Origin of the sequence: Nitrosomonas eutropha (assembly GCF_003201195.1) — a bacterium.
Lineage (GTDB): Bacteria > Pseudomonadota > Gammaproteobacteria > Burkholderiales > Nitrosomonadaceae > Nitrosomonas > Nitrosomonas eutropha.
In genome coordinates this window covers 22440-37146 of sequence record NZ_QICQ01000015.1, presented here as the reverse complement: position 1 = coordinate 37146, position 14707 = coordinate 22440, and the positions used below count along the sequence as shown (strand labels likewise).

Here is a 14707-nt window from a genome sequence, read left to right as displayed (position 1 = left end):
GAAGCACTGCGTTGCATGGTACTCGCCCTTCCAACCTATTCGGTATATTTTGCAGGCACCCTCAATTCGGCCTGCGTCTCCAAAAAAAGAACACCCTCCATATATTGATTAATATCTACAACTCATAAGAAAATTGTCAATTTTTACAATCGACTGAACCCATTTTTCATAAAGAAGTCTCAACGGAAGTACATCAATCTGAGCCAGGAAATAACAACAGAAGGTTGCAATAAACATGACAGACATGAAGAACAGGATTGAAAGCAGGCTACAATCGTTACAGCCGCAGTTCCTGGAAGTATTTAATGAAAGCCATCGTCATAATGTCCCGGCAGGATCCGAATCTCATTTCAAGGTAACGGTTGTATCTGCTGCATTTGATGACAAACCGCTGGTGGCGCGTCACCGGCTGGTCAACGCCACGCTGACGGATGAGATTATTCGCTCCATTCACGCACTGGCGTTACACACATTCACTCCTGCGGAATGGCAGGAACGTCATGATGCAGCGCGCACATCCCCACCCTGCCTTGGTGGATCGGCTGCCGAATGAAACCGGGAGTGATAACCTCACGCCGCGAAAGTGGCCCATCAACTTTCAGAGAGGTTCTTATGCAAAAACTGTTAAATTTTCTGACACTTGCCTGCGTTCTGCTGCTCAGCGGCTGCGGCTACAACACCCTGCAATCGACTGATGAACAGATCAAATCAAGTTGGGCGGAAGTAATCAACCAGTATCAGCGCCGGGCAGATCTGATTCCGAATCTGGTCAATACGGTAAAAGGCTTTGCCACACAGGAAAAAGAAGTGTTGCTGGGAGTGACTGCCGCCCGTTCCAGAGCAGGCAGCATTCAGGCGACACCGGAACTGATCAACGATGCGGAAGCCTTTGCCCGTTTTCAGAACGCTCAGAGTGAGCTGACCGGTGCGCTTACCCGTTTGCTGGCGGTGGCAGAGAATTACCCGCAGCTCAAATCCAGTGCCAATTTCCGTGATCTGCAGGCACAGCTGGAAGGTACTGAAAATCGTATTGCGGTCGCCCGTAACCGTTACATCCAGGCAGTGCAGGAATATAACGTAACGGTTCGCTCCTTTCCGAGCAACCTGACTGCGATGCTGTTCGGGTTCCAGGTCAAACCCAACTTCACGGTGGAGAATGAACAAGCGATTGCTGTTCCGCCCACGGTGGAATTTGGTGCTCCGGTAACTGCTCAATAAATTGATTAAATAAGCAAGCATGTTGATTTTATTTACAGGAATCAAGCGGCATATCAGTTTGTCGTTTATAGCACTGTTATGTGTTGCTGCCACCGGGGTGCTGGCCGATGTTGCTATTCCTCCGCTTAAATCACATATTACCGATCTGACTGGAACGCTCACCAAAACAGAAATCACTCAACTGGAGCAACAACTAGCTAATTTTGAAGCAAAAAAAGGCAGTCAGATCGCCGTGCTAATTGTTCCCTCCACACAGCCTGAAACGATTGAGCAGTATTCAATTCGTGTGGTTGAGGCATGGAAACTCGGCCGCAAAGGAATCGATGATGGCGTATTGCTGCTGGTTGCCAAGAATGACAGAACCTTGCGGATTGAAACCGGCTACGGACTTGAAGGTGCATTACCGGATGCCATCGCTCGGCGCATCATAGACGAGGGAATTACTCCTGAATTCAAGCATGGTAATTTTTTTGGTGGATTACAGACAGGTATCAGGCAGATTATCAGTGTGATTGAAGGCGAACCTTTGCCTGTTCCTGCACGGCAGGCGAGAGAATCAGCCAGTATGAACCTTGTGCTGGAAAACATTATTCCCGTTTTATTTGTCATGCTGATGCTGGGCAGGATGCTGCAAGCCACGTTTGGGAGAATGACCGGTGCAACCATAACCAGCAGTATTGCAGGATTACTGATCTGGCTGATTTCCTCTTCACTGCTGATCGCTGTCCTAATTGCCATCGTGGCATTTGTTATCAGCCTGTTTGAGCAGACAGGGAGAATCATTCACCAAGGTGGGTTCAGGAGTGGGCGCAGAAACTGGCCTGGAGGGGGTGGTTTTTCTAGCGGTGGATTCCGTGGCGGGGGTGGCGGCTTTGGTGGTGGCGGCGCCTCGGGAAGATGGTAATCAGGAGAAATTAATGAATTTGATGCGCATCATCCGCCATCTCGTCACTGGTCAATCAGCCGTAAAACGTGCATTTCCACCGAATACGCTGAATACAATCAAGCAGGCAATTGCACGGTCTGAAACCACACATAGTGGCGAAATTGTTTTTGCAGTAGAAGCGGCGTTGGATATATCCCTGCTGTTGAAAAATCATTTCAGTCGTGAACGGGCCATTGATGTATTTTCCCTGTTGCGAGTCTGGGATACCGAACAGAACAATGGTGTGATGATTTATTTATTAATGGCAGATCACAGCGTGGAGATCATAGCAGATCGGGGCATTTACACTCGCATGGAACAGGCGGAATGGGACGCTGCTTGCCATACGATGGAAACTGCTTTCAGCCAGGGACAATTTGAACAGGGTATTCTCTCCGGAATTGATGTAATTACCAGAGTGCTACAGCAATACTTTCCAGCCAACAGCGCTGGCAAAAGAAAAAGCGAGCTTTCCGATTACCCGGTCGTGTTATAAATCCGTCTTCCACTTCCCTGAAAGACAGGTCAGCCGGATCAGAATAAATCCAATCGACTCTGGTTTTACCTTGGCTCACTACCTGATTCTATGCGCCTGCTGCACGACAGGAAGTTATAATATTGCTGTCTCTTGCTGTCGTTCTGTATACCTTCTATGTATCTGATAATGGCGATGGCCGTTGCATTACCGAAAATGAATCATAAACTCCAAGGCAGGTTATTCTGGCTACTCGGCAAGAACTTTCTGATTTTCTGAGCGAAGTCGAGCTGCGTGCATACAAGCAAGCGTTATTCGCGGTGCAGGATGAACACACTGCACTGGATATCGTGCAGGACTCAATGATGAAGCTGACCGAGAAGTATGCGCATAAACCGCCTGCCGAGCTCCCTCCCCTGTTTCAGCGCATTCTGCAAAATAAGATTCGTGATTATTATCGGCGACAGAAATCCCGTTCACTCTGGGTGACGTTGTTCTCAGCATTTATGCCTGCTTCAAGCGAAAAAGATACTGATGAATATTCCGATATTCCCGAATCTCTGTCACTGGCGCAGGATTTCGACCAGAAAAACAAACCCGGTACCGCAGCGGAGCAATCTCAACTGATCGAACTGATCAGCAAGGCGCTAGAAACTTTACCGCCACGTCAACGAGAGGCCTTCCTGTTGCGTTACTGGGAAGAGATGGATGTATCCGAAACAGCAAAAATCATGGATTGCTCGGAAGGAAGCGTAAAGACACATTGCTCCCGTGCGACACACACACTTGCCGCTATATTAGAGGGTAAAGGAGTCAAGCGATGAATAAAGAGGAAAAAACGGGGAGAACGATCGCAAGATTGCTGGATCACAGCTTGCGTGACATTACCCCAGGTACTCTGTACCAACTGCGAGCTGCACGCAGAGCCGCTTTGGAAAATTATCAACCAGCAGAAAAAATGCTGCATGCAGGCGCGGGAATATCAGCCCGGAACGGGTATCACTGGCTTGCCAATCATGCCGGCAAATTATTATTATCAGCCAGTTTTCTGCTGCTCCTAATAATTCATAACTACTGGCAGGTAAATTACAGGATTGAAGATAAATCAACAGCATCGCACGCCATATTCACTAATGATGCACCCGCCGAATTATTCAGTACCGAGGATACTGCCAATTTCGAAGAAGAGGAGGATGCTGACGATGGAACTTCTGATGAAACGCCTCCTCACGAAGCCGAAAATAACAATAATTCGGAAAATACGACTGATGTTTCAGCAACCGATGTCAATGAAGAAGCAAATTCTGGTGTGGCTACCGATTCCGTTTACCCCGGTGAAACTCAGGATCCTGACTGGATGGATGAACCTTCCGATAGCAAGGATGACAGGAATTCAGAAACAGATGTCGTCCCTGATGAAACCAGTGATGTTCAGGATTCTGAGGAAGTGGGAGACGCTCATGATGCAGAATCCCCGGATACAGATTCCGAAGACAGGGATACGCAGGATACAGAAACCGATAGCGAGATATCTGCCCCATAGCCCAACCAAGATATAATCCGGATTTGATCCGGCTGCTTCGGTTTCATCCCGGAAGATAAAATTTATTTCTGCTTAAGCACCCTACCCCAGCTAATGCACTCCAACACCAGCGATTTACTCCACCTTGTTCCTGCTGATTTCCCATCAGCCTGGAACAGGCAAATTGAGCCTACACTGATCAATCATGAACAGGTAATTGCCTGGCTGGAAACTGACCTCGATCATCAGTTACATTTTTCACCAGGGCTGATTGTGATTACCACCCGGCGGATTCTGGCTAGAATAGCGGGCGATGAGCACTGGCAGGCATGGCATTATCAACCAAATATGAAGCTAGCTTATCAGGATCACGCCGGGATTTGCAGCATCGAACTGTCTGACACCAGCGCCCGTCTGGCGCGCTGGTATTGCACATTGAGCAAACAACAGGCAGCGGATCAACTGATTATCCACTTTATCCGGCTGATTGATGCGCTTGATACCCAGGCAGCCCTGCCAGCAAAAGGGATGGCAGAACAAGCCAGCAGTAACCAGAATACCGCTGGCAACGATGACAGTAGTGAAGCGGCATACGCTCATCACGATCAGGAAGCAACCTCCACTCCACCCTCTACCTGGACATTGTTTCGCCTGTGGCGCTTTGCCAGACCGTACAAGTGGCAATTATTTACCGGTTTCATGCTAATGCTGGGCAGTACGGCTGCTGCATTGGTACCGCCCTATCTGACCATGCCACTGATGGATAATGTATTGATCCCTTATCAGAACGGCCATCCGATTAATGTTGATCTGGTGATATTTTATCTGTCCGGCTTGCTGGGAGCGGCAATAGTAGCCTGGATTCTTGGCTGGGCGCGCACCTATGTACTGGCCAGGATATCAGAGCGCATCGGCGCTGATTTGCGAACAACAACTTACGAACACCTGCTCAAACTTTCTCAAGCCTATTTCGGTGGGAAACGTACAGGGGATCTGATGGCGCGTATCGGTGCGGAAACCGACCGGATTAACCTGTTTCTTTCGCTCAATCTGCTTGATTTCGCCACGGATGTGCTCATGATCGTCCTGACCGTCATTATCCTGGTTTCAATCGACCCATGGCTCGCGCTTATTACCCTGCTCCCATTGCCGATCATTGCCTGGCTGATTCATCTGGTGCGTGATCGTTTGCGTGTCGGCTTTGAAAAAACCAATCGTGTCTGGGCCGAAGTCAATAATGTTCTGGCAGATACCCTGCCTGGCATCCGAGTGGTCAAGGCATTCGCGCAAGAAGTACGGGAGATCGAACGCTTCCGTGCAGTCAATCAGCGTAATGTGGAAATCAATGATCGTGTCAACAAAGTCTGGGCATTGTTTACCCCCACGGTAACCCTGCTGACAGAATGCGGTCTGCTGGTTGTGTGGATTTTCGGTATCTGGCAGGTATCACAAGATCACATCACCGTCGGGGTACTCACCGCTTTTCTGGCTTATATCGGTCGCTTCTATCTGCGGCTAGATTCAATGAGCCGGATCGTTTCTGCCACACAAAAGGCGGCGGCTGGAACCAAACGGATATTCGATATTCTCGATCACGTTTCCAGCGTGCCGGAACCGGTCAAGCCCGTTCATCTGCCAGCTATAAAAGGCCATATCGAGTTGCGTAATGTCGGTTTCCGTTACGGAACGCGCCGGGTGATACAAAATTTCAATTTTGCAATTGAACCAGGCGAGATGATCGGGCTGGTCGGGCACAGTGGCTCAGGCAAAAGCACACTCATCAACCTGATCTGCCGCTTTTATGATGTGACCGAGGGTGCCATCCTGATTGATGGTATCGATATCCGCTCATTGCCTATCGCGGATTATCGAAAACATATCGGGCTGGTACTGCAGGAACCTTTTCTTTTTTTCGGCACGATTGCCGAGAATATTGCCTATGGAAAACCCGATGCTTCTCGCAAGGAAATTATTACAGCGGCACGCGCTGCCCATGCCCATGAATTTATTTTGCGCCTGCCTTACGGTTATGATTCTCTGGTGGGCGAACGCGGCCAGGCACTCTCGGGTGGCGAAAGGCAGCGTATTTCCATCGCCCGGGCACTGCTAATCGACCCACACATCCTGATACTGGATGAAGCCACTTCATCTGTGGATACCCAGACGGAACAGGAAATTCAAGGGGCACTCGATAATCTTGTTTCCGGTCGGACAACCCTTGCCATTGCTCATCGCCTGTCAACCCTGCAGGAAGCAAACAGGCTGATCGTACTCGACCACGGCAAGATCGTGGAAACAGGCAATCATGCGGAACTCATGGCCTGCCAGGGACATTACTACCACCTTTATCAGTCACAGTCACGTAGCCCAGATAATGAAGAGTCCTCTGTTGAACCCGGTAACCTATCTGATATCAGGGGAAATCGTGTATGAAACTATCTGAATACAAACTGGAGAGGAATGCTTTCGGTCGGGTGGTAGCTATAGGCAAAGATCAGATCTACGAAAGTGTCATACCCGTACGTGCATTTCCAATTACTGCCGCGGATGAGGGAGTAGCTCTGGTCGATGGCCATGGCCATGAAGTGGCCTGGATTGATAATCTTGTTGAATTACAGGAATCAGAGCGAACTTTGATCGAAGAAGAACTTGCCAGCCGTGAATTCATGCCTGAGATAAAGCGCATTGACAAGGTTTCCAGCTTCGCAACCCCCAGCACCTGGCAAATACAAACAAATCGAGGGGAAACCAGCCTCATCCTCAAGGGAGAAGAAGATATCCGTCGGCTGTCGCTCGCTACATTACTGATCACCGACAGCCACGGCATTCACTTCCTGATTCGAGACCGGTTGATACTGGATCATCACAGCAACAGATTGCTGGATCGTTTTTTGTGAAACAAGACAAAAACAAGATTCCCGAATATCAACACATCAAGATTTTCTTTACCACACTGCTGCAATATTCCAAAAAGATAATACAGAGATCGTGTGGCCTGAATAATGGCGTTGACTGCGAGTCGTCCAAGTTCACCACGTACCAGCTGACAATCAAGCGTGAGCAGCTTAAAGCTGCACAACTGTGTGATCAGTAAACGGGAAAGATACTTTCAGCACCGTAAAGCATTCATAACTCACAATAAGTTTTCTCATCAGTTGCGCTTGCCCACTTGGCAAGCGTTTCTTCCAATGCTTTCAAGTATTCGATGTCAATCGGCTGTACACGCCGGATACATGTGAATATAAAACCTCTACAACCAACAGCAGTAGCAGTATAAGCTGCTGTGAATCCCCTTCCTGTGCGCTCACTCTCAGCAAGAAATGAGAGATATCCAAAAATTCCAGATTTCCTGTAAACCAATTGAATATGTCTCGCGTTAATTAGAGGGTGTACATTCGATTACTCACTCATGTTGATTCAATCCGATTTTCCCGCTTGCAGTAAAAAAGATTTTAGGTTTCTTGACATTCGTTATCTGAATGGTCCCAACATGTGGACGTACAACCCTGTTCTGGAGGCAATTGTTGATATCGGTGAGCTGGAGGATTATCCATCAGATACGATCCCTGGTTTTTATGAGCGCTTGTTAGCCTGGTTGCCATCCCTGATTGAACATCGCTGTAGCTATGGTGAGAGAGGTGGATTTTTACGACGGGTCAAGGAAGGAACCTGGCCCTGTCATATTCTTGAGCATGTGACGCTTGAATTGCAAAATCTTGCCGGGATGCAGGGAGGATTTGGCCGGGCGCGCGAAACCACGGAGCGGGGAGTTTATAAGGTAGTTGTCAGTGCGTGGCATGAGGAAATAACACTCAAAGCTTTGTATTTGGCGCGGGAACTGGTACTGGCCGCGATGGGGTTTGACCAGGAACAGCCAGTTTATGACGTAGAAAACGCTATTGGGCAGTTGCGTGACATGATTGATTCACTCTGGATCGGCCCTTCTACCGCTTGTATTGTCGATGCCGCCACAGCACGCAATATTCCGTTCATTCGTTTGCTGGATAAAGGCAATCTTATTCAGTTAGGGCAAGGGGCATGCAGTCGATATATCTGGACCGCAGAAACCGATCGGACCACCGCCATTGCTGAAAGTATTTCGCGTGACAAAGAACTGACCAAATCACTGTTGCGTGCTTGTGGCATACCGGTTCCGGAAGGGCGTATCGTGACTGATCCGGCAGATGCCTGGCTGGCCGCTGCAGATATTGGGTTGCCAGTTGTTGTCAAGCCCAGCGATGGCAATCACGGACGTGGGGTGTTTATTGAGTTGAGTACGCGCGAAGAAATTGAATCTGCTTTCTCTATTGCACAGCAGGAAGGCAGTGATGTGTTAGTTGAGCGCTATATTTCGGGAATCGAACATCGCTTGCTTATCGTTGGCGGACGAGTTATCGCCGCAGCACGGGGAGATTCCGCGCTTGTTACTGGTGATGGCGTTTCCACAATTGCAGAATTGATTGAAAATCAGGTCAATGCCGACCCGCGCCGGGGCACTACTGAAAATCACCCGCTCAATCTTGTCAAGCTGGATGATGCGGTCAAAATGGAACTCACGCATCAGGGCTGCACCTATGATTCTATCCTGCCTGCTGATTCAAAAATACGGGTACAGCGTAATGGCAATCACGCAATTGATGTCACCGATAGCATACACCCGGCCACTGCTGATCTGGCTGCGCTAGCTGCACGAGTCGTTGGTCTGGATATTGCCGGGATTGATCTGGTGGTGGAAGATATTTCACAGCCGCTTGCCGAGCAGGGAGGAGCCATTGTTGAAGTCAATGCCGGTCCCGGTTTGCTAATGCATATCAAGCCCGCTATCGGCAAACCACAACCGGTTGGTGAAGCGATTATCAATCATTTGTTTCCGGATCAGAATCAGAGCCGTATTCCCATTGTCGGCATTACCGGCAGTCATGGCAAAACCACTATCGCCCGTCTTGTTGCCCGTCTGTTCATGCTTGCAAGTAAACGTACCGGTTTAGCATGCAGTAGTGGACTTTATCTCGACCACAAAAAAATTGATTACAACGACTGTGCCAATCACAAATCGGCTCGCCGTATTCTGATGAACCGTACTGTTGAAGCAGCCGTTTTTGAAAATGGTTTCAATAGCATGCTTGAGGAAGGATTAGCGTATGACAGTTGTCAGGTAGGTATTGTTACCCGAATTGAGCCCGCACAACATATTGGTTATCGGGGAATTGAAACACCTGAGCAGATTTTCAAGGTGCTGAGAACCCAGGTTGATGTGGTTTCTCCTACCGGAGGTAAAAAAGATGACATCTTGCCAGAGGCTATGCCGACAATCGGTACAGCTATTCTTGATGCGGAAGATCCTGTGCTAATCCGGATGGCAGATTTATGCCACGGTGAGGTCATTTACATCAGTCGTGATCCCGAATTGCCCACGATAAATACTCACCGGCGAGAGGGAACAGGGCCAACTCGTGGGAAACGGGTTGTTACTGTACGTAACCAGGAGATTCTGCTAATTGATGGTTCTACTGAAACACCCCTTGCCCGGCTGGATGAGCTGCGAGTAGAAACCGGTAATCATATCGTAGAAACGATACATCTTCTGGCGGGCGTTGGCGCTGGCTGGGCCTTGGGCATGTCGTCCGATCTCATTAAAACTGGTTTAACGGCCTTCTTGCAGGATCAGGAAGGCCATCCACCGATATATCAAACTCTCGAAGGTTAGATAATTTAAGGAAAGTATCCATGAAGGTATTACAAGTTCGTGCATTGCGGGGACCTAACGTCTGGGGTAAACATACCGCCATCGAAGCTACGCTAGATCTGGAACAGAATAAACATACGCCTAACACTATTTCCTCCCTGGAAGAGCGTTTATGTAACTATTTTCCGGATATTGTGCAGCTGCAGCCAATTAACTGGCAAGAGACAACACCAGCTAATATTCTGGTATTTATTGCACTGAAATTACAAAAACAGGTCGGCTGCCCCGTAAGCTTCAGTTGTGCGGTCAGAATGGCTGAACCGAATATTTGTCGTGTCGTCGTGGAATATACTGAGGAAGCCGTTGGAAGACTGGCATTTGAACAGGCTTTTGCGTTATATCAGGCAGCAGCAGAATCTGCCGCATTTGATGTTGCTGAAACAATAATCCGTTTACATGAACTGTACGAAGACGTCCGTCTGGGGCCCAGCACAAACTCGATCGTGCAGGCCGCTGTCCGACACAATATTCCATACCGTCGTCTGACTGACGGAAGTCTGGTTCAATTTGGCTGGGGAAGCCGGCAGCGGCGTATTCTGGCTTCTGAAAGCGATCAAACCAGCGTGGTGGCAGAATCCGTTGTGCAAGACAAGGATTTGACCAAGATACTTTTACGCGCAGCTGGCATTCCCGTTCCGACCGGGAGACCGGTGACCAGTGCTGATGATGCCTGGGTAGCAGCCTGCGAAATTGGTGCGCCCATCGTTGTCAAACCGCAGGATGGGAACCATGGTAGAGGAGTTACAGCCAATCTCACTGACCGAGATCAGATAAAAACTGCCTATCATGTTGCGGCAGAGGAAAGCAGCAGTATATTGGTTGAGCGTTACGTAAGCGGATACGATTACCGATTGCTGGTCGTAGGCAACAAGTTGGTTGCGGCAGCAAGACGTGATCCACCTCAGGTTGTCGGTGATGGTATTCATAATATTGCCTGGCTGGTGGATCAGATCAATAGCAACCCGTTGCGCAGCGAAGGCCATGCAAATCTGTTGACCAAAATTCATCTGGATGAAATTTCTCTTGCACACCTTGCGTCGCAAGGATTGAGCGCTACCTCTGTCCCTGAAAAAGAGGGGAAAATAGTATTGCGTAACAACGCCAATCTCTCTACCGGGGGGACAGCAAGGGATGTAACGGATGAAGTTCATCCGGATATTGCTGATTGCGCAGTGATGGCTGCTCGAATGGTTGGCATTGATATCTGTGGTATCGACGTAATATGCAGCAACATCTCGCGACCACTGGAAGAACAGGGTGGCGCAATCATCGAAATCAACGCTGCACCGGGTTTGCGCATGCATCTACAACCTTCATACGGCAAGCCACGCGCAGTAGGAGAAGCCATCATCAATCATCTGTTTACACAGGATGAAGATGCCCGTATTCCAGTGATCGCCGTAACCGGCACCAATGGAAAAACCACTACGGCACGCTTGATTGCCAACATACTGGAACACAACCGGATGCGGGTTGGTATTGCCTGCACGGATGGTGTATTTGTTAATAATCAGTGTGTAGATACGGGCGATTGTAGCGGCCCCAAGAGTGCCAGGAATATTCTGTTTCACCCCGATGTTGATGCTGCAGTACTGGAAACCGCACGTGGCGGTATTCTGCGTGAAGGTTTGGGTTTTGATTATTGTGATGTGGCGGTTGTCACAAATATTGGCCGGGGGGATCATCTTGGTCTGGCTAACATTAATACAGCCGAGGAATTGGCTGCTGTCAAACGCACTATCGTGGAAAACGTCAATCCGGAGAAAGGCGTTGCCGTGTTAAATGCTGACGATCCCCTGGTTCTCGGTATGGCAAGCCACTGCCCGGGTTCTGTCACATTCTTCTCCTGCAATAGCCGTCATCCGGTGATTCTGGAACAGCGCATCCAGGGAAAACGTGTAATCTACTTGGAAGAACAACATATTGTTGTAACGGAAGCCGGAACTGAACGACGAATATCACTCAGCAACATCCAGTTGACGAAGAATGGAATGATCAGCTTCCAGATTGAGAATGTCATGGCGGCTATCGGTGCAGGATTAGCATCCGGGCTGGATTGGTCAATTATTTGCGCAGGCTTGGCTGATTTTGTTAGTGATGCGCAGACTGTCCCAGGCAGATTTAATCTGTTTAATTATCGTGAAGCCACGCTAATTGCGGATTACGGACATAACCCGGATGCGATGGAAGCACTGATATGTGCCATTGATCATATCCCGGCCAAGAAACGTACAGTCGTCATCAGCGCAGCAGGAGATCGCCGAAATGAAGATATTCGGCTACAAACGCAGATTCTGGGTGATGTATTTGACGAAGTTGTTTTGTTTCAGGATAAATGCCAGCGTGGACGTGCTGATGGCGAAGTGCTTGGGTTATTGCGAGAAGGCCTGGAAAATGCAAAACGCGTACGCAAAGTCAGTGAAATTCGTGGTGAGTTCAAGGCGATTGATACCGCATTGACCAATCTGGAAGCCGGGGAGCTTTGCCTTATTCTGATCGATCAGGTGGAGCAGGCGCTTGGATACATCCACTCTCGTATTGCCGCTGATGCTCGTATTGCCGTTGCCTGACAATGACAAAAGAAAAACCGCCTGTGAAGCAATACTCGGAATTCAGGCGGTTTTATTATGCTGCTATCCTGAAGAGGATATTTCATGGAGCCCTGAAACACGCAGCCCCATGATGCTGCAGTTACGTAATGTTATTACAGAGTAGCTTATCTGACCAGGATATTGTCACCCTTGCCAGCTTCCGGATCAGCATCATCACTGAACATAATTACAGCGATTGCACCAGTCAATGCATGATTCATGGCATGGTCAACGATTGCATTAGCACCTGCAACTGGAGAAATCAGATCAAGCGTTGCCGCATCGCCTGGCCCAATTGTATAGGACTGCAATGCATACTGGACATTCTTGGGATTTCCACTGGGGTAGACATTTTCCCAGATCCCAGCGATAGGATGCAGTGAGGAAAACTCATTGGGTCCAGCGTTGACAAAGTAGATACGAACCCGCTCACCCGGCTTGGCTTGCAACCAGCGTGTCGCTTCCGGGTCATGTACCGGATCGTATTTGAAGACGCCGCCATTAAAAACGGCATTAGACCACTGATTCTTCATCATGGCTGTTTTGTCATCCGGATTTTCGTAGTGCTCGGCCTGAATCAGCACATATTCACGATCAGCCTTAGGCAAAGCATTCTCATCCTTCGGATCGACAATAATAACGCCATACATACCACGCGCAATATGCTGAATCATTGGATCCGAACCACAGTGATAAAAGAATACACCGGGATTATCAGCAGTAAAGGTGAATTTTTTTGTTTCGCCTGGTTTGACAGAATCAAAATCCGTCATTACATCCACTCTGGCGGCATGAAAATCCATGCTATGTGAGTTTTTATTGCTTTCTTCATTCACCAGAGTAAATTCGACTGTGTCACCTTCAGTAACACGCACAACCGGACCCGGTACAACACCGCCAAAGGTCCACGCATGATAGGTGCTGCCCTTATTATCGTAGGCCACATCTTTTTCCACTGCATGGATCGTGACCGGTACTGTTTTAGCTACAGCTTCTGCATGAAATCCTGGCAGGGCAACACTGGCTGCCAGCGCAGCAAAGCTTGCATTAAATAATTTTTTATATTTCATATTGTTTTTTCTTCCTCTACTTTATTTACAGATCAACTTTTAATTAATTTGAACCACACTTACAGATATGACGCAGGTAGGCGGCCAGCTGATCAACCTCTTCATCACTGAAAATTTCTCCCCAGGCTGGCATCAACACTGATTTATTGGCGGCAAGACCTCCTTTCTTGATTACTTCAATAATCTCGTCGTTGGGAATATCACCCATACCCTTTGGATCACTGTGATCGCGCGGCTGAACAGATATAAAAGTACTGTTAAGACCATTGCCATCACGGTCGGCACCATGGCATTGTGCACAATACGTATCGTAGAGTTTTTCGGCATGTTTAAACTGGTCATCCGCTGCAGAAGCTGGCGTAGCTAGTGATCCTAAAAAGATCAAACTCATTCCTGCAAGCAGTAAAACAGAACGACTGATATTCATTATTTACCCTCCTTTCCTTTCAGTTGAGCAATATAGCCGGTAAGATTCTGCAGATCCTGCTCGGAAATTTTGAGTTTTGGCATCCAGATACCCTTATCAATTTTCTGCGGATCTTTGATATAGCTGTAAATGAAATCAGGCTGTAAACGGTCACCGGCTGTTTCTAGACTCGAGCCAGACAATCCACCCTTTCCACCACCGATTGAATGGCAGGCATAACAGCCACGCAGTTTGGTGAAGAGCATTTTTGCCATTGGGGATGGTTTCTTGTCCGCATCGTATTTTCCTGTCTCAATCAATCCTTCTGGTCCTTTCAGGGCCATCAAGGCATCAGCAGCTGCTTCAGCATCGGCCTGTGCCAGTTTTGGATGTACCGTGAGCGTAGACTCATCCACAACATCCCCCTTATCGCCCTTCTTGATATGTTTGCGATAGAATTCACCAGCCGGGCGAATTCTGACCGGATCCTGCAGCCATTTCACTAGCCATGGCTTATTAAATTTAACTCCGGCGTAATAAAGATCCGGCCCTTTACGTTCCCACAAACGATCTAGGGAAGTATTTTCCGGCTGAGTCAGCGCATGGCAGGAAGCACATTGTGACTGCAGTATTGCGGAACCGTCCGCAGCAGAAGCTGTTAGCGATGATGCAAGAAAACCCGCACCAACCATCGCCGCAAGCAAATAGGCTTTCATCATATTTCTTCTCCTTTGGTTGTTGTGTTACACATACA

The 14707-nt window shown here is 48.5% G+C and carries 13 protein-coding genes; 10 read left to right on the top strand and 3 right to left on the bottom strand.

Annotated elements, in window-relative coordinates:
* Positions 1–244: 244 nt before the first annotated feature.
* From C8R14_RS07000 to cphA, 10 genes are all read left to right on the top strand, one after another.
* Positions 245–553 (top strand): BolA family protein, encoded by a 309-nt coding sequence (locus C8R14_RS07000; RefSeq protein ID WP_240142266.1) that lies wholly within the window; start codon positions 245–247, stop codon positions 551–553.
* A gap of 59 nt (positions 554–612) precedes the next feature.
* Complete coding sequence (locus tag C8R14_RS06995; RefSeq protein ID WP_011634446.1) at positions 613–1218, top strand: LemA family protein; 606 nt, start codon at positions 613–615, stop codon at positions 1216–1218.
* Positions 1219–1237: 19 nt separating this feature from the next.
* Positions 1238–2122, top strand: a complete 885-nt coding sequence (locus C8R14_RS06990; protein ID WP_011634447.1) for a TPM domain-containing protein — start codon at positions 1238–1240, stop codon at positions 2120–2122.
* 13 nt (positions 2123–2135) lie between these two features.
* Entirely contained in the window at positions 2136–2639 is a 504-nt protein-coding gene (locus tag C8R14_RS06985; protein WP_011634448.1) for a TPM domain-containing protein, read from the top strand.
* A 224-nt stretch (positions 2640–2863) separates the two neighbouring features.
* Entirely contained in the window at positions 2864–3442 is a 579-nt protein-coding gene (locus tag C8R14_RS06980; protein WP_110332589.1) for an RNA polymerase sigma factor, read from the top strand.
* Positions 3439–4161, top strand: a complete 723-nt coding sequence (locus C8R14_RS06975; RefSeq protein ID WP_011634450.1) for a DUF3619 family protein — start codon at positions 3439–3441, stop codon at positions 4159–4161. Before C8R14_RS06980 ends, C8R14_RS06975 begins: the two co-directional genes overlap by 4 nt.
* Before the next feature lie 93 nt (positions 4162–4254).
* The gene (locus C8R14_RS06970) at positions 4255–6573 is read left to right on the top strand and encodes a cyanophycin metabolism-associated ABC transporter (protein WP_011634451.1); all 2319 of its coding nucleotides are present in this window, start codon (positions 4255–4257) and stop codon (positions 6571–6573) included.
* Positions 6570–7037 carry a cyanophycin metabolism-associated DUF1854 family protein gene (locus tag C8R14_RS06965; RefSeq protein ID WP_011634452.1) on the top strand — a complete coding sequence of 156 codons (468 nt, stop codon included), beginning with the start codon at positions 6570–6572 and terminating at the stop codon, positions 7035–7037. The genes C8R14_RS06970 and C8R14_RS06965 overlap by 4 nt, the downstream gene beginning before the upstream one ends.
* A gap of 512 nt (positions 7038–7549) precedes the next feature.
* Positions 7550–9847: a cyanophycin synthetase gene (locus C8R14_RS06955; RefSeq protein WP_011634455.1), complete on the top strand. Its 2298-nt coding sequence runs from the start codon at positions 7550–7552 to the stop codon at positions 9845–9847.
* 20 nt (positions 9848–9867) lie between these two features.
* Positions 9868–12456, top strand: a complete 2589-nt coding sequence (gene cphA, locus C8R14_RS06950) for a cyanophycin synthetase (RefSeq protein WP_011634456.1) — start codon at positions 9868–9870, stop codon at positions 12454–12456.
* A 146-nt stretch (positions 12457–12602) separates the two neighbouring features.
* On the opposite strand, the gene C8R14_RS06945 is transcribed toward cphA, so the two are convergent.
* The 3 genes from C8R14_RS06945 to C8R14_RS06935 are packed head-to-tail and all read right to left on the bottom strand — an operon-like array spanning position 12603 to position 14672.
* Positions 12603–13547 (bottom strand): multicopper oxidase domain-containing protein, encoded by a 945-nt coding sequence (locus C8R14_RS06945; protein ID WP_011634457.1) that lies wholly within the window; start codon positions 13545–13547, stop codon positions 12603–12605.
* Between the two features lie 43 nt (positions 13548–13590).
* On the bottom strand, positions 13591–13974 hold the full coding sequence (locus C8R14_RS06940) for a c-type cytochrome (RefSeq protein ID WP_011634458.1): 384 nt from the start codon (positions 13972–13974) through the stop codon (positions 13591–13593).
* Positions 13974–14672 (bottom strand): c-type cytochrome, encoded by a 699-nt coding sequence (locus C8R14_RS06935; protein ID WP_011634459.1) that lies wholly within the window; start codon positions 14670–14672, stop codon positions 13974–13976. The genes C8R14_RS06940 and C8R14_RS06935 overlap by 1 nt, the downstream gene beginning before the upstream one ends.
* Positions 14673–14707: the final 35 nt, after the last annotated feature.